General features: G+C 55.8%; 21 protein-coding genes. 16 read left to right on the top strand and 5 right to left on the bottom strand.

From position 1 onward, the window contains the following. Nucleotides 1-258: 258 nt before the first annotated feature. A complete protein-coding gene (locus HYQ67_RS07230) occupies nt 259-1,071 on the bottom strand; it encodes a Cof-type HAD-IIB family hydrolase (RefSeq protein WP_202302817.1) in 813 nt (270 codons plus the stop codon). A 19-nt stretch (nt 1,072-1,090) separates the two neighbouring features. Further along, on the bottom strand, nt 1,091-2,305 hold the full coding sequence (locus HYQ67_RS07225) for an MFS transporter (RefSeq protein ID WP_202302815.1): 1,215 nt from the start codon (nt 2,303-2,305) through the stop codon (nt 1,091-1,093). 120 nt (nt 2,306-2,425) lie between these two features. Between HYQ67_RS07225 and HYQ67_RS07220 the strand changes: the two genes are divergently transcribed. Further along, the gene (locus HYQ67_RS07220; RefSeq protein WP_202302813.1) at nt 2,426-2,971 is read left to right on the top strand and encodes a TetR/AcrR family transcriptional regulator; all 546 of its coding nucleotides are present in this window, start codon (nt 2,426-2,428) and stop codon (nt 2,969-2,971) included. 154 nt (nt 2,972-3,125) lie between these two features. After that, entirely contained in the window at nt 3,126-4,361 is a 1,236-nt protein-coding gene (locus tag HYQ67_RS07215; RefSeq protein ID WP_202302812.1) for an MFS transporter, read from the top strand. Between the two features lie 189 nt (nt 4,362-4,550). Here HYQ67_RS07215 and HYQ67_RS07210 read toward each other — a convergent pair whose 3' ends face one another. Then, nucleotides 4,551-6,230: an aspartate:alanine antiporter gene (locus tag HYQ67_RS07210; protein ID WP_202302810.1), complete on the bottom strand. Its 1,680-nt coding sequence runs from the start codon at nt 6,228-6,230 to the stop codon at nt 4,551-4,553. Between the two features lie 296 nt (nt 6,231-6,526). Here HYQ67_RS07210 and ybjM point away from each other — a divergent pair, with 296 nt between their 5' ends. Beyond that, nucleotides 6,527-6,916, top strand: coding sequence for an inner membrane protein YbjM (gene ybjM / locus HYQ67_RS07205; RefSeq protein WP_202302808.1), 390 nt, complete (start codon nt 6,527-6,529; stop codon nt 6,914-6,916). A gap of 183 nt (nt 6,917-7,099) precedes the next feature. On the opposite strand, the gene HYQ67_RS07200 is transcribed toward ybjM, so the two are convergent. Beyond that, on the bottom strand, nt 7,100-7,372 hold the full coding sequence (locus HYQ67_RS07200) for a GrxA family glutaredoxin (RefSeq protein ID WP_202302806.1): 273 nt from the start codon (nt 7,370-7,372) through the stop codon (nt 7,100-7,102). A gap of 125 nt (nt 7,373-7,497) precedes the next feature. On the opposite strand from HYQ67_RS07200, the gene HYQ67_RS07195 reads away from it, so the two are divergent. The 13 genes from HYQ67_RS07195 (at nt 7,498) to rlmC (ending at nt 19,818) form a co-directional block, all read left to right on the top strand. After that, entirely contained in the window at nt 7,498-7,845 is a 348-nt protein-coding gene (locus tag HYQ67_RS07195; RefSeq protein WP_333781092.1) for a YbjC family protein, read from the top strand. Beyond that, complete coding sequence (gene nfsA / locus HYQ67_RS07190; protein ID WP_202302804.1) at nt 7,829-8,551, top strand: oxygen-insensitive NADPH nitroreductase; 723 nt, start codon at nt 7,829-7,831, stop codon at nt 8,549-8,551. The genes HYQ67_RS07195 and nfsA overlap by 17 nt, the downstream gene beginning before the upstream one ends. Nucleotides 8,552-8,862: 311 nt before the next feature. Further along, complete coding sequence (gene xapA / locus HYQ67_RS07185; protein WP_202302802.1) at nt 8,863-9,693, top strand: xanthosine phosphorylase; 831 nt, start codon at nt 8,863-8,865, stop codon at nt 9,691-9,693. Nucleotides 9,694-9,736: 43 nt separating this feature from the next. Next, on the top strand, nt 9,737-10,993 hold the full coding sequence (locus tag HYQ67_RS07180; protein ID WP_202302800.1) for a nucleoside permease: 1,257 nt from the start codon (nt 9,737-9,739) through the stop codon (nt 10,991-10,993). Between the two features lie 66 nt (nt 10,994-11,059). Beyond that, nucleotides 11,060-11,992, top strand: coding sequence for a LysR family transcriptional regulator (locus HYQ67_RS07175; protein WP_202302798.1), 933 nt, complete (start codon nt 11,060-11,062; stop codon nt 11,990-11,992). A 48-nt stretch (nt 11,993-12,040) separates the two neighbouring features. Continuing rightward, nucleotides 12,041-12,943 carry a 30S ribosomal protein S6--L-glutamate ligase gene (rimK, locus tag HYQ67_RS07170; protein WP_202302797.1) on the top strand — a complete coding sequence of 301 codons (903 nt, stop codon included), beginning with the start codon at nt 12,041-12,043 and terminating at the stop codon, nt 12,941-12,943. A gap of 124 nt (nt 12,944-13,067) precedes the next feature. After that, nucleotides 13,068-13,547, top strand: coding sequence for a YbjN domain-containing protein (locus HYQ67_RS07165; protein ID WP_202302795.1), 480 nt, complete (start codon nt 13,068-13,070; stop codon nt 13,545-13,547). A 343-nt stretch (nt 13,548-13,890) separates the two neighbouring features. Then, nucleotides 13,891-15,000, top strand: coding sequence for a spermidine/putrescine ABC transporter substrate-binding protein PotF (potF, locus tag HYQ67_RS07160; RefSeq protein ID WP_202302794.1), 1,110 nt, complete (start codon nt 13,891-13,893; stop codon nt 14,998-15,000). Nucleotides 15,001-15,154: 154 nt separating this feature from the next. Continuing rightward, nucleotides 15,155-16,288: a putrescine ABC transporter ATP-binding subunit PotG gene (potG, locus tag HYQ67_RS07155; RefSeq protein WP_202302792.1), complete on the top strand. Its 1,134-nt coding sequence runs from the start codon at nt 15,155-15,157 to the stop codon at nt 16,286-16,288. An 8-nt stretch (nt 16,289-16,296) separates the two neighbouring features. Then, on the top strand, nt 16,297-17,250 hold the full coding sequence (gene potH, locus HYQ67_RS07150; RefSeq protein ID WP_202302790.1) for a putrescine ABC transporter permease PotH: 954 nt from the start codon (nt 16,297-16,299) through the stop codon (nt 17,248-17,250). Beyond that, nucleotides 17,247-18,092 (top strand): putrescine ABC transporter permease PotI, encoded by an 846-nt coding sequence (gene potI / locus HYQ67_RS07145; protein WP_202302788.1) that lies wholly within the window; start codon nt 17,247-17,249, stop codon nt 18,090-18,092. Before potH ends, potI begins: the two co-directional genes overlap by 4 nt. Nucleotides 18,093-18,153: 61 nt before the next feature. Continuing rightward, nucleotides 18,154-18,642 (top strand): YbjO family protein, encoded by a 489-nt coding sequence (locus tag HYQ67_RS07140; RefSeq protein ID WP_202302841.1) that lies wholly within the window; start codon nt 18,154-18,156, stop codon nt 18,640-18,642. Nucleotides 18,643-18,687: 45 nt separating this feature from the next. After that, nucleotides 18,688-19,818, top strand: coding sequence for a 23S rRNA (uracil(747)-C(5))-methyltransferase RlmC (rlmC, locus tag HYQ67_RS07135; protein WP_202302786.1), 1,131 nt, complete (start codon nt 18,688-18,690; stop codon nt 19,816-19,818). Between the two features lie 90 nt (nt 19,819-19,908). Here the strand turns inward: rlmC and artJ are convergent, their stop codons facing one another. Continuing rightward, nucleotides 19,909-20,640, bottom strand: a complete 732-nt coding sequence (gene artJ, locus HYQ67_RS07130; protein ID WP_202302784.1) for an arginine ABC transporter substrate-binding protein ArtJ — start codon at nt 20,638-20,640, stop codon at nt 19,909-19,911. Between the last annotated feature and the right edge of the window lie 147 nt (nt 20,641-20,787).

Raw genomic sequence — 20,787 nt, 5'->3', positions numbered from 1 at the left:
AGAGTGAACATATTTTGTCTCCTTTCACCTGAGCCAACACGTCATTCCAGCCTTGTACATACGAAGTCAGAGCTTCTGGTTACCGTTCGGATTTTGAGTGACGTGAAAGGTGAAACGGAGGGCTTAAGCTACGAAGAAAGATCGGCGTCTTCAGGGCGGATACAAGCTTCCTCCGTTTCGTGTAACCGGTAGCTAACCAGCTACCGGTTCAAGATACAAGGGCGGATAAGCGCAGCGTCATCCGCTGTGTAGCCAGGCTCAATGGAAAGGAGCTTCCCCGTTGAGCACCTTATCAATAACGTCCAGCACGCCTTCCCGGTTGTTGTGCCCCGCCTGGAAGCGTGCGATTTTTTTGATCTTCTCCGGGGCGTTTTCCATCGCGAAGCTGTAACCCGCCTGGCGCAGCATTTCAGCGTCGTTGCCGCCGTCGCCGAAGGTCACTACCTCGCTGTCTTTAATGCCCCATTTTTCCTGCAAAATCCGCAGCCCGTTGGCTTTATGAACGCCCGGAATAATTAAATCCACGGAGCCATGGCCGCTGGAGACCGGCACCATCACGCCGTTCAGCACCACCGCCAGCGAATCCAGCAGATCCTCAACCATGTCGTCCGGCAGGTTCAGGGCGATTTTGAAAATCACGTCGTCCGGGTGGCCGAAATGTTCCACCAGCTCAAGGCGGTGATAGTACATGGCCGCCATCTGCTTAAAATCTTCGCTGTAGCTTTTTAGCGTGTAGCCGTTGCGCTTGCCACAGGTAATGATATCGACGTGGGGCAGGCTCAGCAGATGATCGATAACCGTGTTGTACTCCTCGCGGGATAGCTCCGCGTTGAAGATATCTTTATCTTCGCTCACCACCCAGCCGCCGTTATCCGCCACGAACGAGATTTCGCGGTCGATTTCCGGGAAGAAGGACTTCAGCTGAAAATACTGGTTGCCGCTGGCGACAACGAAGCGAATGCCCTGCGCCTTCATCTGCTCGTACTGTTTTGCGAAGCGCGCCCGGTTGTAGTTTTTGCTGTCGTCGAGAAAAGTGCCGTCCATGTCTACGGCAATCAGTTTGATACCCATTAAATCCTCCTTTAACTGTTTATTCTGTTTCGCCAGCGAGCTGCGGGCTTTGCGAGGGTTTCGCGACGGCTTTGGCTATCAGCGCGGCAACAACCATCAGCGCCAGCACGACCAGCATGGCAAGCCGCAGGCCGTAGTGTTCGCCCAGGAAGCCAAGCAGCGGCGGCCCGACGAGAAACGCGACGTAGCCCGAAGCGGCAACTACGCTGACGCGCGTCGCCGGGTCCGGCCCGGTATCACCCGCGGCAGAAATGGTCAGCGGGAAGCCCAGCGACGTGCCAAGCCCCCATAAGATAACGGAGACGCCAGCCATGAACGGGCTGTCGACAAAGATAATCATCCCGATGCCCAGAATACCCATCAGGGCGCATGCGCGCACGACGGTAACCCGGCTGTAGCGGTCGATAAACCAGCCGCCGGTGAAGCGCCCCACGGTCATGCCCAGCGTGAAGCCCACGTAAATCAGCGAGCCGGAGGTCGGGCTGAAGCCGTGCCCGTCGACCATCAGCAGCGGCAGCCAGTCGTTGGCGGAGCCTTCCGCAAAGGCCATCGCCAGCACGATGGTGCCAATCAATAACAGCTGAATATCTTTATAAAACGGCGGGTGTGGCTCGTGGGCATTTGCGGCATCGTCCGCATTATCCTTGCCCACGCCGTGAGGTATCGCCCGAATCGCAATGGCAATCGGCACGATAACCAGCAGCCCAATCAGGCCAAGATGGCCGTAAGCACCAAACTCAATCGCGGTCAGGCCCATGCCGACGCCCGCACCCGCCAGCGTTCCCAGGCTGTAAAAGCCGTGCATCATCGGCAGCACGGTTTTTTTCAACAATCCTTCGACTATAGCGCCTTCGACGTTCATCGCCACTTCGGCGGAGCCCAGCCCCATGCCGAGCACGGCAAGGCCAAGCGCAAAAAGTACGGGGGACGAGAAGTACAGCGCCACGCTCATGATCAGCATGCCGGTGACCATCAGCGTCATGCCGCTGCGAATAATGCTATGGGTGCCGAAGCGCTTAACCAGCCAGCCGGAGCAGAGAATGCCGCTCATCGAGCCGACGGACAGGCCGAACAGCACGATGCCCATGCCCGCGGTGGAGACGCTGAGCGTGTCGCGGATGGCTGGCGTGCGGGTTGCCCAGGAGGCCATGACCAGGCCGGGAAGAAAGAAGAAGGCGAACAGTGCCCAGGTGCGGTGCAGCAGAGCTTTTCTTGATGGTTTTGCGGCTGGCATGGAGAGGACCGTAGCGATGAAGAACAATAAGAATCACACTATCAGGGATGTGTACATATGTACACATTCAGGGGTAGACTCTTTGCATTCTCATTTAAACGGCTAACGCCCGGGCGAAGCATGACCCTCTCCCCACGTCGTAACGACCCCGATCGCCGCGCGCGTATATTGCAGGCCACGCTGGATATGCTCGTTGAGCACGGCGTCAGCCATATTACCCACCGTAAAATCGCCGAAGCGGCGGGAGTTTCGCTGGGGTCGATGACCTACTATTTCGACGGTATCGAATCGCTGCTCAATGAAGCGTTCACCCAGTTCGCATTGGAAATGTCCAACAGCTATCGCAGCCGACTGGAGCAGGCACGCAATGCCGATGAAGCCTGCGAGGCCGTGGTTGATATGATTTGCGGGGAAGAGATCGCCACGTCCTGGAATTTGCAGGTGATGTATCAGCTATATGCTTATGCCAACCGCACCCCGGCGCTAAAAATCATCATGCAGGACTGGATGAGCCGCAGCCAGCAGGCTCTGGAAACCTTCTTTGACCCCATCACAGCCCGCACGCTGGACGCCTTTGTCGAAGGCATGACCCTGCATTACGTCACCGATCGCCAGCCGATGAGCCGGGAAGATCTCACCCGCATGGTGGCGAAAATCGTCCGCTAAATCTGGCAGGTGAAATTTCTGGATTTGTTAGCTACAGTTTGAAGCATTTTATCTGACGAGCAGCCTGCCAATGTAGTTTTTCTCTTATCGATAAACACATAACCAACCGACTTTTTGTCGGCATCAACCTGTGCTTGTTAATAAGGGATATCCCATGCTTTTTCTTTTACTGCGCTGCCTGCGCCGGTATCGCTGGTTCGCGTTACTTGGCGGTGCGCTGCTGCTTTCATCCGTCGGTAACGGTCTCACGTATGTCATTGTGTTTGGCAAACTCCTCGGCTCAGAGGCAAGGCCCTCCGCGCTGACGCTTGCCTATATTCTTGCTCTTGCTCCGGGTATTCCGGGCAGCCTGCTTGCGGAAAAACTCCTCACCAGAATGCCTCTGCTGCCAATTCTAATATTGAGTGAGAGCATTGGCCTTGCCGGTCTGGCTTTTCCGTGGTGGGCGCTTGGCAGCGATAGTCAGCTTTTGCTGCTGGCAAGTCAGGGCGTGTCAGCCTTCGCGGGGGGCATGATGGTGCCGGTGCTCAGCCAGATCCTTAAAAACGGCCTGAGGCCCGGCGATCTGCCAGCCGCCTCCAGTCTGGAAACGCTGATTTTTGCGGCGAACGTCATTTTTGGGATCGGGATTGGCACTCTGTTGTACGGCCATCTGCCAGCGTCAGGGCTTTTGGCTCTGGATGCACTGAGTTTCTTGTTATCCATCGGGCTGCTGTCTGGAGCGCATCGTGCATACCAAGGCGTGGCGCAACAAGCGAGCGGTGCGCCTGTCGGAAATATCATCTGGCAAACGCTATCGCAACATCAGAAAAGGAGCTTATTCATGCTGCCAGCCCTGGCGCTGGTGGGGGCACCGGCCATGGCACTTTTGCCCGCGCTGGCTCCGCAGTTTAGCGGTGAAGCTACGAGTACAGGATTAATGCTGCTGCTGGCACGTAGCGCGGGTCAACTCATCGGCCCGCTGTTGCTCACCGAAAAACAGCTCCAGCGTTACGGCGGTAAATTCAGCCTGCCGGTCCTGTTCCTCGCCTTGTTTATCGGCGGCTACATGTTGGTGTCTCTCACCGACAAACAGTGGCTGGCCATGCTGCTTATCGTCACGGCTCACATCTTCTCCAACATCGTCTACGTACTGGCAACGCTGAATGTCATGCGAACTTTCCCCATAGCGCTAACGGGAAAGGCAATGGCAAAGTCATGGCGTACCCAGCTCATTATCACGCTAACGTTGCCGATAGCGGCAGGGCTGGCAGCGGACAGATACGATCCCGCTTTGGTGCTGTATCTCTGTTCAGGCGGCGGATTTCTCGCGGTGATTATCGGGGCAGGCATAGGGCGTGTCGTGAAAGTGACAAAGAGTATGAAATTGAATTTTAAAAGAAGTCGTTAACGAACGGAGGCGGGAAAGGGATTTCAGGCAATAAAAAACCCATCAACCTTGAACCAAAGAGGCGGGGTTGATGGGCTCCACAAATTGGGGACATCAAAGAAAAGCAGTGGCATTAATTAAGACTGGCACCTTAGGAAAAAGTTCGGCCTGTCATAAAAAATAATTATTTTTCTTTGTCTGTGCCCCGGGTCACAAACCAGGCCATATGATGACGATCAGCGTTCCCGCCAGCGTTAACAACACGTTAGCGATGGCGTAGGTGCCTGCATAGCCCAGCGCCGGGATGTTGCTGCGGGAAACATCGCTGATGATTTCCATTGCTGGTGCGCAGGTGCGGGCACCCATCATTGCTCCGAACAGCAGCGCACGGTTCATACGTAGAACGTATGCGCCGAACAGGAAGCAGATCACTACCGGGATCAGGCTGACGGCCAGTCCGGCAATCAGCATTTGTCCGCCGACTTCGCCGACGTGGCTGATACCGCTGCCTGCGCTCAGGCCGACACCGGCCATAAACACCATCAGGCCGAACTCCTTCACCATGTTTAGCGCACCTTGCGGGATGTAGCCGAAGGTTGGATGGTTGGCTCGCAGGAAGCCCAGCATGATGCCTGCGAACAGCAGGCCCGCCGCATTACCCACGCCAAAGCTAAATGAACTGAACTGGAAGGTGATCATGCCGATCATCAGGCCGATGATGAAGAAGGCGCAGAAAGCGAGCAGGTCAGTTATCTGGCTGTGAATGGAGATAAAGCCGATGCGATCGGCAACGGTTTTGACTCGTCTGGCATCGCCGCTGACCTGTAATACATCGCCCTTGTTCAGCACGATGTTGTCGTCGATAGGCATTTCAATCTGGCTGCGGATCACGCGGTTCAGGAAGCAACCGTGATCGGTCAGCTTTAGCTGCGCCAGGCGTCGGCCAACGGCATTGTGGTTTTTGACCACGATCTCTTCGGTAACGATGCGCATGTCCAGCAGGTCGCGGTCGAAGACTTCTTTACCGTTACGGAAGCTGGGGTCCAGACGTGAGTGGGCGTCCGGGTAGCCAACCAGTGAAATTTCATCGCCTTTTTGCAGCACCGCGTCACCATCTGGGTTTGCCAGAATGCCGTTGCGGCGGATGCGTTCTATGTAGCAACCGGTCTGACGGTAAATCCCCAGCTCACGCAGGTTTTTGCCGTCTGCCCAGGCCACCAGCTCTGAGCCTACGCGATAGGCGCGGATAACTGGCAGGTAGACTTTACGGGCAGCGTCTGCGTCCAGACCGCGTTCACGGGCGATCTGCTGGGCGCTGGTTTGCAGGTCCTGATGCTGTAATTTCGGCATATAGCGTGCGCCGATAATTAAGCTCACCAGGCCGATAAGGTAGGTCAGCGCGTAGCCCAGGCTCAGATGATCCAGCGAGTTATCCAGCAGCGCCTTCGACATTCCCGAATGGCGAAGCGTGTCGCCGGCTCCGACCAGTACAGGTGTTGATGTCATGGACCCGGCGAGCATGCCTGCCGTCAGGCCAATATCCCAGCCGAATAGCCTGCCAAACCCAAAGGCGAGCAGCATGGCCGTGCCAACCATGACCAGCGCGAGCATCAGGTAGTTTTTGCCGTCACGGAAGAAAATGGAGAAAAAGTTAGGCCCGGCTTCCACGCCGACGCAAAAGATAAACAGCATAAAGCCCAGATTGAGGGCGTCGGTGTTGATGGCGAAGTGCTGCTGTCCCAGTAATAAGGAGACTACTAAAACACCAATAGAATTACCCAGTTGGATTGATCCAAGGCGCAATTTACCCAGGCACAACCCTAAGGTCAGCACCACAAATAATAACAGGATGTAATTCCCGTTTAACAAATCTGCGACGTTTATATTCACGAAGGCTAACTTCCTGTTTACCAGTAAGTTGTTGAAAGGAGAGGTTTTATGCGCTAAGGTTTTTGCTTAAATTGAATTGAAGCAATTCTAAATAATTGGCGTGAAACATCACGTGCGCACCCTGACGCTGGCCGCTAGTTTAATCTTAATGGGGTTTGACAGCTAGTAAGAATATTGTGCTTATTAAAACGCGATAATTTGGCATGGACTGCCACAGCTTTATCAAACTGGGCTATCTCTGCAAAGCAGAGTTTCACAGGCAAATGGTTCGATACAGATGATGAAAAGGAGAGGATATGTACAGGCGTGGCCAACGTGGTTTAGGAGTGATCTGCTGCTTTTTGCTTTTCATTTTGGTCTTTTTATCACTGCACCTGAACGTGGCGGAGCGCATGCTGACCTCCGGTCATCTTCAGTTGGGGCTGCTGCTTTTTATCCTGCCAGGGGCATTTGCCAGTTTCATATCCAGACGCGCCAGGGTTTTCGGACCGCTGCTGGGGGCGATGCTTGCTCTGCCGCTTTGTCTGGTCATCGTACATACCCTCATCACGCCGACACGGTCGTTCTGGCAGGAGATAGCCTGGCTCTGCGGCGCTGTATTCTGGACATCGCTCGGCTCGCTGTGTTTTCTGACGGTAAAAATATTACGCAAGCGACGCGAAGACGAAAAAAAACCGGCTGAATAGCCGGTGCAGACTGATGATAAATTTAAAATGTTTAACAAACGAATAGATCTCACCAAAAAATAACCAGTAAAATCAATTCATTGATTTTCGGCAGCTAACACAAAGAAGGAAAAACCACGTTTTTTCCTTCTTTGTCAGCAATCTAAACCGGCTGAATAGCCGGTTTTTTTGTCTGCCTGACGCTTATTCAGCGTTCTGGAACAGGCTCAGATGCTCTTTCGCATAAGCCTCAAACTCGGTGCAGCCACCGATGTGTTGCTGGTCGAGGAAAATCTGCGGTACCGTTTCAACCGGCTTACCCACGGTTTTCTCCAGATCGGCTTTGGTGATGCCTTCTGCGTGGATATCCACGTAGCGGAAGTTGAAATCATCACGCTCAGCGGTCAGTTTTTCAGCCAGCTCTTTAGCACGTACACAATACGGGCAGCCTGGGCGCCCAAAAATCACTGCAAACATGGAATCTCCTCAGTTTTGTGGCCGAACGAACCGGCGAAGGGTGACTATAATGCCGATAACCGAAGGGAATGGAAAGAAGGTCCTGCCTCTTAGTTCGATACCCACAGGCTATAGTGAATGTCAGAATGCCTGTTTCACTGGTGTATAGTAGTGTGTTAATTGCCTTCGGAGACAAGCAGATGCGTTCATTAGGTGCATTACCTAAACCGGTATTGATACTGGAAGTGTTTGGTATCGCTTTATTATTGCTTTCCTATCTTTCCCTGAACGGCTACGTTTCGTTACCCGCACCAATAGGTACAGCGACCGCCGCCATAGTCATGGTATTTTCTGGCATTGCGCTGATGATCCCGGCGGCGGCATGCATGGTATGGGCCATGGCACAAAACGTCGCTCCGCTGCTGACCAGAGGCGCTGCCCCAAAATCACAATCAGATAAGACAGAGGACAAACGAGATGACGCCGACCATTGATCTGCTCCGCTCACATCGCTCCATTCGCAAATTTACCGATGAGCCCATCACAAACGAGCAGCGTGCGGCAATTATTGCCAGCGCCCAGTCGGCCTCCAGCTCCAGTTTTTTGCAGTGTAGTTCCATCATTCGCATAACGGATAAAGCGATGCGCGAGCGGTTCGTCACGCTTGCTGGCGGTCAGCCGCACATCGCGCATGCCGCTGAGTTCTGGGTGTTCTGCGCCGACTTCAACCGTCTGCTGCAGATCTGCCCGGATGCACAGCTCGGTCTTGCTGAGCAGCTGCTGTTAGGGGCTGTGGACACCGCCATCATGGGGCAGAACGCCTTTACCGCCGCAGAATCGCTTGGCCTTGGTGGCGTTTACATCGGTGGCATTCGTAACAGTATTGAGACGGTGACGGAGCTGCTGGGGCTGCCGCAGCATGTGCTGCCGCTGTTCGGTCTGTGTCTGGGCTGGCCGGATCAGGATCACGGTGTGAAGCCGCGTATGCCTGCCGCCATGCTGGTTCATGAAAACCAGTATCAGCCTGTCGATGAAGATGTGCTGGCCGCGTATGACGAAGAGATGGCGCAGTATTATCTCTCCCGCGACAGCAACGCGCGCCGTGACACCTGGAGCGACCATATCCGCCGCACGGTGATCAAAGAGAGCCGTCCGTTCATTCTGGACTATCTGCACAAGCAGGGTTGGGCAACAAGATAAAATAAGCGGCGACTTCGGTCGCCGTTAGATTGCTGACAAAGAAAGAAAAAGCGTGGTTTTTCCTTCTTTGTGATAAGCAGGCGAAAATCAATGAATTGATTTTCCTTGTTATTTATTCGGTGAGATCTTTTCGAATGCCATTCGGTTTAGGTTTTTCATCAGTCTGAGCGGCGACTTCGGTCGCCGTTTTTAATTGATACATTTTCGCTATGAATCCGGGGTGCAAACGGTATTGGTGAGGGGCCGCCGTCGGTCGGTATAAAGGTTGTCGTGAAGACAAATTTTAATCCGAGCATGACAAGGAGCCCCTGATGCCGACCACCCTGGACAATTCCCCGTACTACGCCGCAGATATTATCCGCTCCCGCATTAACGGCCTGATCCCCCGCGTTGCCTTTATCCTTGGCTCCGGGCTGGGTGAGCTGGCCGATAAAATCGAGCAGCCCGTTGTCTTTCCTTATGACCAGCTGCCGGGCTTTCCGGTTAGCACCGTTCATGGCCACGCGGGCGAGCTGGTTGTTGGCACGCTGGCTGGCGTTCCGGTCGCGTGCATGAAAGGGCGTGGCCACTTCTATGAAGGGCGGGGCATGTCGGTCATGACAAACGCCGTACGTACTTTCAAACTGCTGGGCTGCGAAATCCTGTTCTCAACGAATGCCGCCGGTTCGCTGCGTCCGGACGTCGGGCCTGGCTGCCTCGTCGCGCTGAACGACCATATCAATACCATGCCGGGCACGCCGACCGTCGGGCTGAACGACGACAGGTTCGGCGAACGTTTCTTCTCGCTGGCTAATGCTTATGACGCGGACTATCGCGGCGTACTTCAGCAGGTTGCGAAAGAGCAGGGCTTCCCGCTGAGCGAGGGGGTGTTCGTCTCTTATCCTGGGCCAAACTTTGAAACCGCGGCGGAAATCCGCATGATGCAGATCATCGGCGGCGACGTGGTGGGCATGTCCGTTGTGCCGGAGGTGATCAGCGCCCGCCATTGTGGCCTGAAGGTGGTGGCGGTCTCGGCTATCACTAACCTTGCCGAAGGGCTGGGCAGCGTGCAGCTTTCCCACGCGCAGACGCTGGCTGCGGCGCAGCTCTCCCGTCAGAACTTCATTAATCTGATCTGCGGCTTCCTCGGCAAGCTGGCCTGAGGCACACCCACCAAACCGGATAAAACACATTGCGATTAACTCCGTGGCGATAAAACCCCGCCTGAAAATCATGTTGTTTTTGCAGTACTTCATCTGGGGTGCCTGGCTGGTGACGCTGGGCTCTTATATGATCAACACCCTCGGTTTTCACGGGGCGGACGTGGGCATGGTTTACAGCACTAAGGGGCTGGCGGCAGTGCTGATGCCGGGGCTGGTGGGGATCATTGCCGATAAATGGCTGCCGGCAAACCGCGTGTATGCCCTGTGTCACGCGACGTGCGCGGTGATGCTGTTCTGGGCGGCCAGCGTCAGCCAGCCTGTACTGATGTTCTGGATCATGCTCGGCAATGCGATGGCCTTTATGCCGACCATTGCGCTGTCTAACACCATCTCCTACGCCAGCCTGGAAAAGGCGGGGCTGGACACCGTCAGCCAGTTTCCGCCCATCCGCGTCTTTGGCACCCTTGGGTTTATCGCCGCGATGTGGGCGGTAAGCCTGCTGCGCCTTGAGCTGAGTAATATTCAGCTCTATATCGCGGCGGGGGCGTCTGTGGCGCTGGCGCTTTACGCTCTGACGCTGCCTACCACGCCGGTTGCCCGAGGTCAGGTATCCCGCAGCTGGGTGAGCCGCCTGGGTCTGGATGCCTTTGTGCTGTTCAGAAATCCTCGTATGGCGGTGTTTTTCCTCTTCGCCATGCTGCTGGGCGCGGTGCTGCAAATCACTAATACCTTCGGCAATCCGTTCCTGCATGACTTTGCCCGCCAGCCGGAGTTTGCCGACAGCTTCGTGGTGCGCTATCCGTCGATACTGCTGTCCGTTTCGCAGATGTCAGAAGTGGCGTTTATCCTCACCATTCCCTTCTTCCTGCGTCGCTTTGGCATTAAGCAGGTGATGTTGATGAGCATGGTCGCCTGGGTGCTGCGCTTTGCGCTCTTTGCCTGGGGTGACCCGTCGGCCTTCGGTTTTGTTCTGCTGCTGCTCTCCATGGTGGTCTACGGCTGCGCGTTCGACTTCTTTAATATCTCCGGTTCAGTGTTCGTGGAGCAGGAGGTGGATTCGCGTATCCGGGCCAGCGCGCAGGGGCTGTTTATGACCATGGTCAACGGCGTAGGGGCTTATGCGGGTGCGATACTGAGCGGTTACGTAGTGGATTATTTCACGGTCGGAGGGATCAAAGACTGGACGACGATCTGGCTGGTGTTTGCGGCTTACGCGCTGGCGCTGGCGGTTATCTTCCACTTTAGCTTCCAGTACCGGCACACCCCGACGCTCAACTCTTCGGCACCGCTCGCACATTAGCCCCGGAGTCGTTGCATGCGCGGCGCGGGGTGGTAGCTTATGGGGCGTCCACTCACAAGGAGCCCCATGAACACTTCCCAGCGCGTCTACCGTACGGACCTGAAACTTCTGCGTTATTTTCAGGCGGTCGCCGAAGAGCTGCATTTTGGCAAAGCGGCCGTGCGGCTGAACATGTCCCAGCCGCCGCTCAGCTTCCATATCAAAGAGCTGGAATCCCAGCTGGGCACGATGCTGTTTATTCGTCATTCCCGGAGCGTGGCGTTAACGCATGCCGGGGAGGTGCTGCTTCAGGAAACCCGGCAGCTGCTGGATAACGCAACTATGGCCTTCGCCCGCGTGGAGCAAATTGGCCGCGGGGAGGGTGGCCGCATTCATCTGGGCATCGTCGGCACCGCTATCTGGGGCGGGCTGCGCCTTGCGCTGCAGCGTTTTATCACGGATTACCCGGCCATCGACATACTCTTCCGTGAAAAATCGCCGGGGGATCAGCTGGCCCTGCTGGAGCGTCACGATATCGACGCGGGCATCTGGCGCATGGAAACCAGCCCGCCAGCCGGGCTGAAAAGCGAAAAGCTCCACGAAGCCACTTTTATGGTGGCGTTGCCGGAGCAGCATCCGCTGGCAAAGCAGGCCACCGTAGAGATAGGACAGCTGCGCCACGAAGCTTTTGTCACCATGACGGCAGTCCATTCCGACTGGACGTTTCTGCAGCGGGAGTGCCGTGAGGCAGGCTTTACGCCACGCGTGGTGCGTGAAGCGGTGGAGCCGCAAACGGTGCTGGCGCTGGTCAGCATCGGACTGGGGCTGACGATTATGGCGGACAGCTACGCGCAGATGAACTGGCCCGGCGTTGTGTTTCGCCCGCCCAGCAAGCCGATCCCGGCAGATCTCTATGCCGTCTACGATCCCGGTCAGCTCACCTCGACAACAAGGCAGCTTATAGACGCGTTAAAGAAATCCCCCGACACGCTGCCCATCGTTGAAAGCGCAGGGCGGTGATATGATAGCCGGGCTGTTATTATCGGTCCGGAAACGCTGAGGTGCAGGGTGAAAATCGCCATTTTATCCCGGGATGGAACGCTTTATTCTTGTAAACGCCTGCGTGAGGCGGCGGTGCGCCGTGGCCACACGGTGGAAATTATCGATCCGCTGTCATGCTATATGAACATCAACCCGCTTTCCCCGTCGGTGCACTATAAAGGGCGCCAGCTGCCGCATTATGATGCGGTTATCCCCAGGATTGGCTCGGCCATTACGTTTTACGGCACCGCCGTGCTGCGCCAGTTTGAAATGCTGGGCAGCTATCCGCTTAATGAATCGGTGGCTATTACCCGCGCGCGGGACAAGCTTCGTTCGCTACAGCTGCTCGCCCGTCAGGGGATTGACCTGCCGGTGACCGGGTTTGCCCACTCCCCGGACGACACCAGCGACCTGATTGATATGGTAGGCGGCGCGCCGCTGGTGGTGAAGCTCGTGGAAGGCACCCAGGGCATAGGCGTGGTGCTGGCGGAAACGCGTCAGGCGGCAGAAAGCGTGATTGATGCCTTCCGCGGCCTGAATGCCCATATCCTGGTGCAGGAATACATTAAAGAGGCGAGGGGGCGGGATATTCGCTGCCTGGTGGTAGGCAACAAGGTTGTTGCGGCCATTGAGCGGCAGGCCAAGCCCGGCGATTTTCGATCCAACCTGCACCGTGGCGGACAGGCTAACCAGGTTATGATTACCGATCGGGAGCGTGACATTGCGTTGAAAGCAACGGCGACGCTGGGGCTGGACGTTGCCGGGGTCGATATTCTACGCGCCCATCGCGGCCCGCTGGTGATGGAGGTAAACGCCTCGCCCGGCCTGGAGGGGATTGAAAAGACGAGCGGGGTGGATATCGCCACGCTTATGATCGAATGGATTGAGCATCAGGCCCAGCCGGGCTATTGTCTGAAAACGGGCGGATAATCAACGTTAGCCGGTCATTTGAGGGGATAAGCCCCGTCAAATGGACGCATAGTAATAGTATGACGCGCCGTTTTTGCGTAAGCTATGGCGCGACTTTCACCATCTCTAAGAGGCATCTGCATTTATGGATTCACTCGTTGTCCCGACGCTGGACATCTTACGCCGCTGGCTCGATGAGATCGGCGTGACTATTTTCGAGTGCGATACCTGCCAGGCGCTGCATCTGCCGCATATGCAGAATTTCGATGGGGTTTACGATGCCAAAATCGACCTGGTGGATAATATCGTGCTGTTCTCGGCGCTTGCCGAAGTGAAGCCCTCCGCGCTGCTGCCGCTGGCTTCCGACCTCTCCTCCATCAACGCCAGCTCCCTGACCGTGAAGGCCTTTCTCGACGTGCAGGACGATAACCTGCCGAAGCTGGTGGTTTGCCAGTCTCTGCAGGCTTCGGTCGGCATTACCCGCGAGCAGTTTGCCGCCTTCGTGAAGCAGAGCGAAGAGCAGATCTCGATGGTTATCCTCGAAGCGTGCGCAAATCAGCTGCTGTTTATCGCGGAAGAGGAAGAGCCGGTTGGCATAACCACGCAGGCTCACTTCCTGCACTAAACGTTGCATCGTCAGGCGCAGTGGCTGCCAGGCTCGCTGCGTTCAACGATTTTTTATCCTGCCAAAAAGCCTTTCCTACAGCACTATCCTCTGGCACTGCCGCCCCTCCGGGGGATCTCATAGACCAGATATCCTTCAAAAATCGATAAATGACGTTTTTTTCTCTGCTCACTGTTCGCTCACGCGGGCTACAGTTATTCTTGCGGGGCTGTCACAAACGTGCAACGTCGACGGGGAACGTCGTGCTTTTTTTACTACAGTTTGCATAGAGATGCATGATTCTTGCATGGCACGCAGCGTGGGAAGGTCACGCCTGATAACTTTTATTCAGAAGGAATGAGATATGCTCGCCAATAAAAAATGGTTGTCGGCTTTGGTCGCCGGTGCGCTGATGGCGATTTCTGCCACCTCGTCTGCGGCAGAGCAAAAGACGCTGCACGTTTACAACTGGTCCGACTATATTGCGCCGGACACGCTGGCAAACTTTACCAAAGAGACCGGCATCAAGGTCGTTTATGACGTTTTCGATTCCAACGAGGTGCTGGAAGGCAAGCTTATGGCAGGCAGCACCGGGTACGATCTCGTGGTGCCTTCGTCGCAGTTCCTCGAGCGCCAGGCGCAGGCCGGGATCTTCCAGCCGCTCGATAAAAGCAAGCTGCCAAACTATAAAAATCTCGATCCGGAAATGCTCAAGCTGGTGGCGCAGAACGATCGCGATAACAAGTACGGCATCCCTTATATGATGGTCACCACCGGCATTGGCTATAACGTCGAAAAGGTGAAGGCCGCGCTGGGTAAAGACGCGCCGGTAAACAGCTGGGACCTGGTCTACAAGCCGGAAAATCTGGAGAAGCTGAAAAGCTGCGGCGTGTCCTTCCTCGACGCGCCAAGTGAAATCTACGCCAGCGTGCTGCACTACCTGGGTAAAGATCCCAACAGTTCCGATCCGAAAGATTACACCGGAGCGGCGAACGACCTGCTGATGAAGCTGCGTCCGTTTATCCGCTACTTCCACTCCTCCCAGTACATTAACGATCTGGCGAACGGCGACATCTGCGTGGCGATTGGCTGGTCCGGCGACATCCTGCAGGCGGCTAACCGGGCGAAAGAGGCAAAAAATGGCGTGGATATTGCTTATACCATTCCGAAGGAGGGGGCAATGGTCTACTTCGATATGATCGCGATGCCAGCCGACGCGAAGAATAAAGAAGAGGCGTATCAGTTCATTAACTACCTGATGAAGCCGGACGTGGTGGCTAATATCAGCAACCACGTCTATTACGCGAACGCGAACAAAGAGGCCACGCCTTTGCTGAATGCGGAAGTGCGGGACAACCCGGGCATTTATCCCCCTGCGGACGTCCGTGCGAAGCTCTTCACACAATCCGTTCTTTCGCCGAAAGTCGACCGCGTGATCACCCGTTCGTGGACTAAAGTTAAGACCGGGAAATAAGTAAACCTGCTAAGAACTTAGCGCGGTTTGCAACGGGGGGCTGCACCCTGATGGTGCGGCTGCCCCAATACGGACGCGGGCTTCGGCTCGCGTCGCGTCATTAGTACGGCAACCGGGCCGTACCCTTATCTGCTTTTGCCGGAGAGCAACATAATTGAACGACGCAATTCCCCGCCCGCAGGCGAAGACGCGCAGGGCGCTCACGCCGCTGCTGGAAATCCGCAACCTGACCAGGTCTTTCGATGGGCAGCACGCCGTGGACGACGTCAGCCTGACCATTTATAAAGGCGAAATTTTTGCGCTGCTCGGGCCATCCGGCTGCGGCAAGTCGACGCTGCTGCGCATGCTGGCGGGTTTCGAGCCGCCCAGTGCCGGGCAGATTATGCTGGACGGCGTGGATCTCTCCCACGTGCCGCCTTACCAGCGGCCAATCAATATGATGTTTCAGTCCTACGCGCTGTTCCCGCACATGACCGTTGAGCAGAACATTGCCTTTGGCCTGAAGCAGGACAAGCTGCCGAAGGCGGAAATCACCCAGCGCGTGCAGGAGATGCTTGCCCTGGTGCATATGCAGGAGTTTGCCAGACGTAAGCCCCACCAGCTTTCCGGCGGCCAGCGGCAGCGCGTGGCCCTGGCGCGCAGCCTGGCGAAACGCCCGAAGCTGCTGCTGCTGGATGAGCCGATGGGGGCGCTGGATAAAAAGCTGCGCGACCGTATGCAGCTGGAAGTGGTGGATATTCTGGAGCGCGTCGGTGTGACCTGCGTGATGGTGACCCACGACCAGGAAGAAGCGATGACCATGGCGGGACGCATCGCCATTATGAACCGCGGTAAATTTGTGCAGATTGGCGAGCCTGAGGAGATCTACGAGCATCCAACAACCCGCTACAGCGCGGAGTTTATCGGCTCGGTGAACGTTTTTGAGGGATTACTGAAATCTCGCGAAGAGGAGGGGATGGTGATCGATAGCCCTGGGCTGGTTCATCCGTTGAAGGTCGATCCGGATGCCTCCGTAGTCGATAACGTGCCGGTGTACGTCGCATTACGTCCGGAAAAAGTCATGCTGTGCGACGAACCCCCCGCGAACGGTTTCAATTTTGCCGTTGGCGAAGTGGTGCACATTGCTTACCTGGGCGACCTGTCTATTTATCACGTGCGCCTGAAAAGCGGGCAGATGATCAGCGCCCAGCTGCAAAACGATCGCCGCTATCGCAAAGGCGCCCCGACATGGGGCGATGAAGTCCGCCTGTGCTGGGACGCGGACAGCTGCGTTGTGCTGACGGTTTAGGGGGCAATATGAGCCTGATAAGTGAACGCCCGTCGACCCCGCCCGACCGCGGGTTAACGCTCTGGCTTGCCCGCCTGCAAATGAAGCATGGCCGCAAGCTGGTGATTGCACTGCCTTACCTGTGGCTTGTCCTGCTTTTTTTACTGCCGTTTCTCATCGTTTTTAAAATCAGTTTTGCGGAGATGGCGCGGGCCATTCCGCCGTACACGGATTTGGCGACCTGGGCGGACGAGCGGCTCGAGATAGCCCTTAACTTTGCCAACTACTTCCAGCTGACGGACGATCCGCTCTACGCGGAGGCGTATTTGCAGTCGCTTCAGGTTGCCGGTATCTCAACGCTTTGCTGCCTGGCGATGGGCTATCCGCTCGCCTGGGCGATAGCGCACAGCAAGCCCTCTACGCGGAATATCCTGCTGCTGCTGGTGATCCTGCCTTCGTGGACGTCGTTTCTGATCCGCGTTTACGCCTGGATGGGCATTCTGAAAAACAACGGTGTGCTGAACAACGTGCTGATATGGCTGGGGGTTATCGATCAGCCGCTGACCATTCTGCATACCAATCTCGCGGTGTATATCGGCATCGTCTATGCCTATCTGCCGTTTATGGTGCTGCCAATTTACACCGCGCTGACGCGCATTGACTATTCGCTGGTGGAGGCTTCTATGGATTTAGGGGCCCGCCCGCTGAAGACATTTTTCAGCGTCATCGTGCCGCTGACCAAAGGCGGAATTATCGCCGGGTCGATGCTGGTGTTTATTCCTGCGGTAGGGGAGTTTGTCATCCCGGAGCTGCTCGGCGGGCCGGACAGCATTATGATTGGCCGCGTCCTGTGGCAGGAGTTCTTTAATAACCGCGACTGGCCGGTGGCTTCGGGCGTCGCCATTGTCATGCTGCTATTGCTGATCGTGCCGATCATGTGGTTCCACAAGTACCAGAATAAAATGACGGGGGATCACGCATGAATAACCTGCCGGTTGTGCGCTCTCCGTGGCGCATTCTGATCCTGATTATCGGCTTTACCTTCCTGTATGCGCCGATGCTGATGCTGGTTGTCTATTCGTTCAACAGCTCAAAGCTGGTGACGGTCTGGGCAGGCTGGTCCACCCGCTGGTACGTGGCGCTGTTCCAGGACTCCGCGATGATGAACGCCGTGGGGCTAAGCCTGACGATAGCAGCGGCGGCGGCCACTATGGCCGTGGTGCTGGGGACCATCGCCGCCGTGGTGATGGTGCGCTTTGGTACTTTCCGGGGATCGACGGGCTTTGCTTTTATGCTTACCGCGCCGCTGGTTATGCCGGACGTCATCACCGGCCTGTCTTTGCTGCTGCTTTTTGTGGCGCTGGGGCACGCTATCGGCTGGCCGAGCGACCGCGGCATGCTCACCATCTGGCTTGCTCACGTCACTTTCTGTACCGCCTATGTTTCAGTGGTTATCAGCTCGCGTTTAAGGGAGCTTGATCACTCCATCGAAGAGGCGGCGATGGATCTTGGGGCAACGCCGCTGAAAGTCTTCTTTGTGATCACCGTGCCGATGATTGCTCCGGCGATAGTGTCGGGCTGGCTGCTGGCCTTTACGCTCTCCCTGGACGACCTGGTGATCGCAAGTTTTGTCTCAGGGCCGGGTGCAACAACATTGCCCATGCTGGTTTTCTCAAGCGTCCGGATGGGGGTTAACCCAGAAATAAACGCCCTTGCCTCCATTATTCTGGGTGTTGTTGGTATCATCGGTTTGATTGCATGGTGGTTTATGGCGCGAGCAGAAAAACAGCGGCTGCGCGATATCCAGCGTGCAAGACGTAGCTGAAACGCTTAAAATCTGTAATTATTATCGCCTCCAGTGCCGCTACTTTGCGGCACTGTGTCGTATGGAACGCGAGGTTAAGCAAATTTTCAGGAACCGACGTAACAATCAGGCCAAATTAAACGTCCCTACGCTTGTCGCAGTGGCGGCTATTGCTATTCTCTCAACCCGGCTTCTGGACCTGCTGATGCTGCTGAATCTGCTCGGCATGCGGGGGATTCTGGATTTTGTTCACCGTAGCGTGCAAACCTGGCCACTGACACTGATTTTCTTCGGCAGTCTGGTCATGCTGTGCATTGAGGTGCGCTGTGCGTTTGTGATCCTCAAAGGCCGCAACTGGGGACGGTGGCTCTTTCTGGCAACCCAGGTCATTTCGGTGGTGTATTTGTGGACGGCCTCGCTGGGCTGGGGTTATCCCGAGCTGTTCAGTATACCGGGTGAGTCAAAACGCGAAATTTTCCGCGCCCTGATGACCCAGAAATTGCCGGATTTACTGGTGCTTTTCCTGCTATTCGTTCCTTCGCGTAGCAGGCTTTTTTTCAAACTTCAGTAAGGGCGCGGTGGTACACTCTGCACTTCTTCGCTTCAGGATTTCATTATGCATTGCGCGCTTTATCAGGCCGGTCGTTGTCGCTCCTGCCAGTGGATTGAACAGCCGATATCCGATCAGCTCACCGCGAAAATGAACGATTTGCACCGGCTGCTGGATGGCACAACGGTGCAGGAGTGGTGCGCTCCCGTCAGCGGGCCTGAACAAGCGTTTCGCAATAAAGCTAAAATGGTCGTCAGCGGCAGCGTGGAAAAACCGCTGCTGGGCATGTTGCACCGCGACGGCAGGCCAGAAGACTTAACGGATTGCCCGCTGTATCCCGCCTCCTTTCAGGCTGTCTTTTCCGTACTTAAACCGTTTATCGCTCGCGCTGGCCTGACGCCCTACAACGTGTCGCGCAAGCGAGGCGAACTGAAATATCTGCTGCTGACGGAAAGCCAGCTGGATGGCGGCCTGATGCTGCGCTTTGTATTGCGTTCCGATGCCAAGCTTCCGCAGCTGCGCGCCGCGCTGCCGTGGCTGCATCAGCAGCTTCCGCAGCTGAAGGTTATCTCCGCGAATATCCAGCCGGTGCATATGGCGATAATGGAAGGAGAGCAAGAGATACCGTTAAGCGAGCAACGGGCGCTTGAAGAGCGCTTCAACGGCGTGCCGCTGTATATCCGTCCACAAAGCTTCTTCCAGACCAACCCGACGGTAGCCGCCTCGCTGTATGCGACGGCCCGCGACTGGGTCAGTGCGCTGCCGGTAAAGCATATGTGGGATTTGTTCTGCGGCGTGGGCGGCTTTGGCCTGCACTGCGCAACGCCTGAGATGAAGCTGACGGGGATTGAAATTGCGCCGGAGGCTATCGCCAGCGCGCGCCAGTCGGCGGACAGGCTGGGGCTAAAAGACATTCATTTCCAGGCGCTGGACTCCACCCAGTTTGCGACCCAGCAGAGTGATATCCCCGATCTGGTACTGGTGAATCCACCGCGTCGCGGCATCGGCCAGGCGCTGTGTTACTTCCTCAACAATATGGCCCCGCAGTACATTATCTATTCAAGTTGCAACGCGCAGACGATGGCAAAGGATATCGCATCTCTTGCAGACTATAAGGTCGAACGCGTCCAGCTTTTCGATATGTTCCCGCATACCGCGCACTACGAAGTATTGGTGCTGCTGGTAAAGGTGACCTGAATGTTCTACAGATGTCGGATGGCGCTACGCTTATCCGACCTACGTCTTGAAGGGCGGATGAGCAGCGCGTCATCCGCCGTGAGCTAATCTTTACTGCGGGAACCACTGCTGGCTGATTTTCTGGTAAGTTCCGTCGGCTTTAATGGCCGCCAGCGCGTCATTCAGCTTTTTCAGCAGCGTCTTATTATCCGGACGAACCGCAATGCCCAGGCCGGTGCCGAAGTACTGCGGGTCGGTAACGTGCTCGCCCACCGTGCCCAGCTGCGGATTGGTTTTCAGCCACTCGTTGACCACGGCGGTATCGCCGAACACCCCGTCAAGACGGCCATTTTTCAGGTCGATAATTGCGTTCTGGTAGCTGTCATAAGAGACGGTTTTAATCTCCGGATGCTTATCCTGAAGGTATTTCTGGTGCGTGGTGCCGTTCTCCATCCCAACGCGTTTTCCTTTTAGTTCGTTAAGTGATTTGAACGCACCTTTTTTAGCAATCACCACGGCGGAGTTAGCGTAATACGGATCGGTGAAAGCAACCTGCTTGCTGCGCTCCGGGGTGATATCCATGCCGGAGATCACCGCGTCGTACTTACGGAATTTCAGCGACGGGATAAGGCTGTCGAAGGCGTGGTTGGTAAAGGTACAGTCGGCCTGCATCTGTTTGCACAACGCTTTGGCGAGATCGATATCAAATCCGACGATCTGGTTGCTGGCGTTCAGCGATTCAAAAGGCGGATAGGTTGCGGAGGAACCAAAGCTGATTTTCTCGGCGGCAGTGGCGCTGAATGCGGCTGAAGCGAACATGGTGGCCAAAAGTAACTTCTTCATAGAGACTGCTCCCGTCTGTCGTGTTGTCTGAGATCGTCGTTTCCCGACGTCAGATAACTTTGCCAGCGAGCGAATTTATATGCAATTAAATTGTATAATTATATCTATCGGGATAATAAAAAGGCGGGGAAGACCCCGCCTGATTTG

Source organism: Dryocola clanedunensis subsp. sulfonylureivorans, assembly GCF_016756775.1.
Taxonomy (GTDB): domain Bacteria; phylum Pseudomonadota; class Gammaproteobacteria; order Enterobacterales; family Enterobacteriaceae; genus Dryocola; species Dryocola clanedunensis.
Note: the sequence above shows the minus strand (reverse complement) of the source record. Positions and strands in the feature narration are given on the sequence as shown.

Bases quoted from the DNA above. Each gene is read 5' to 3' on its own strand.
- HYQ67_RS07230 (WP_202302817.1), bottom strand. From the start codon at position 1,071: ATGGGTATCAAACTGATTGCCGTAGACATGGACGGCACTTTTCTCGAC.
- HYQ67_RS07225 (WP_202302815.1), bottom strand. From the start codon at position 2,305: ATGCCAGCCGCAAAACCATCAAGAAAAGCTCTGCTGCACCGCACCTGG.
- HYQ67_RS07220 (WP_202302813.1), top strand. From the start codon at position 2,426: ATGACCCTCTCCCCACGTCGTAACGACCCCGATCGCCGCGCGCGTATA.
- HYQ67_RS07215 (WP_202302812.1), top strand. From the start codon at position 3,126: ATGCTTTTTCTTTTACTGCGCTGCCTGCGCCGGTATCGCTGGTTCGCG.
- ybjM (WP_202302808.1), top strand. From the start codon at position 6,527: ATGTACAGGCGTGGCCAACGTGGTTTAGGAGTGATCTGCTGCTTTTTG.
- HYQ67_RS07200 (WP_202302806.1), bottom strand. From the start codon at position 7,372: ATGTTTGCAGTGATTTTTGGGCGCCCAGGCTGCCCGTATTGTGTACGT.
- HYQ67_RS07195 (WP_333781092.1), top strand. From the start codon at position 7,498: ATGCCTGTTTCACTGGTGTATAGTAGTGTGTTAATTGCCTTCGGAGAC.
- nfsA (WP_202302804.1), top strand. From the start codon at position 7,829: ATGACGCCGACCATTGATCTGCTCCGCTCACATCGCTCCATTCGCAAA.
- xapA (WP_202302802.1), top strand. From the start codon at position 8,863: ATGCCGACCACCCTGGACAATTCCCCGTACTACGCCGCAGATATTATC.
- HYQ67_RS07175 (WP_202302798.1), top strand. From the start codon at position 11,060: ATGAACACTTCCCAGCGCGTCTACCGTACGGACCTGAAACTTCTGCGT.
- HYQ67_RS07165 (WP_202302795.1), top strand. From the start codon at position 13,068: ATGGATTCACTCGTTGTCCCGACGCTGGACATCTTACGCCGCTGGCTC.
- potF (WP_202302794.1), top strand. From the start codon at position 13,891: ATGCTCGCCAATAAAAAATGGTTGTCGGCTTTGGTCGCCGGTGCGCTG.
- potH (WP_202302790.1), top strand. From the start codon at position 16,297: ATGAGCCTGATAAGTGAACGCCCGTCGACCCCGCCCGACCGCGGGTTA.
- potI (WP_202302788.1), top strand. From the start codon at position 17,247: ATGAATAACCTGCCGGTTGTGCGCTCTCCGTGGCGCATTCTGATCCTG.
- HYQ67_RS07140 (WP_202302841.1), top strand. From the start codon at position 18,154: ATGGAACGCGAGGTTAAGCAAATTTTCAGGAACCGACGTAACAATCAG.
- rlmC (WP_202302786.1), top strand. From the start codon at position 18,688: ATGCATTGCGCGCTTTATCAGGCCGGTCGTTGTCGCTCCTGCCAGTGG.
- artJ (WP_202302784.1), bottom strand. From the start codon at position 20,640: ATGAAGAAGTTACTTTTGGCCACCATGTTCGCTTCAGCCGCATTCAGC.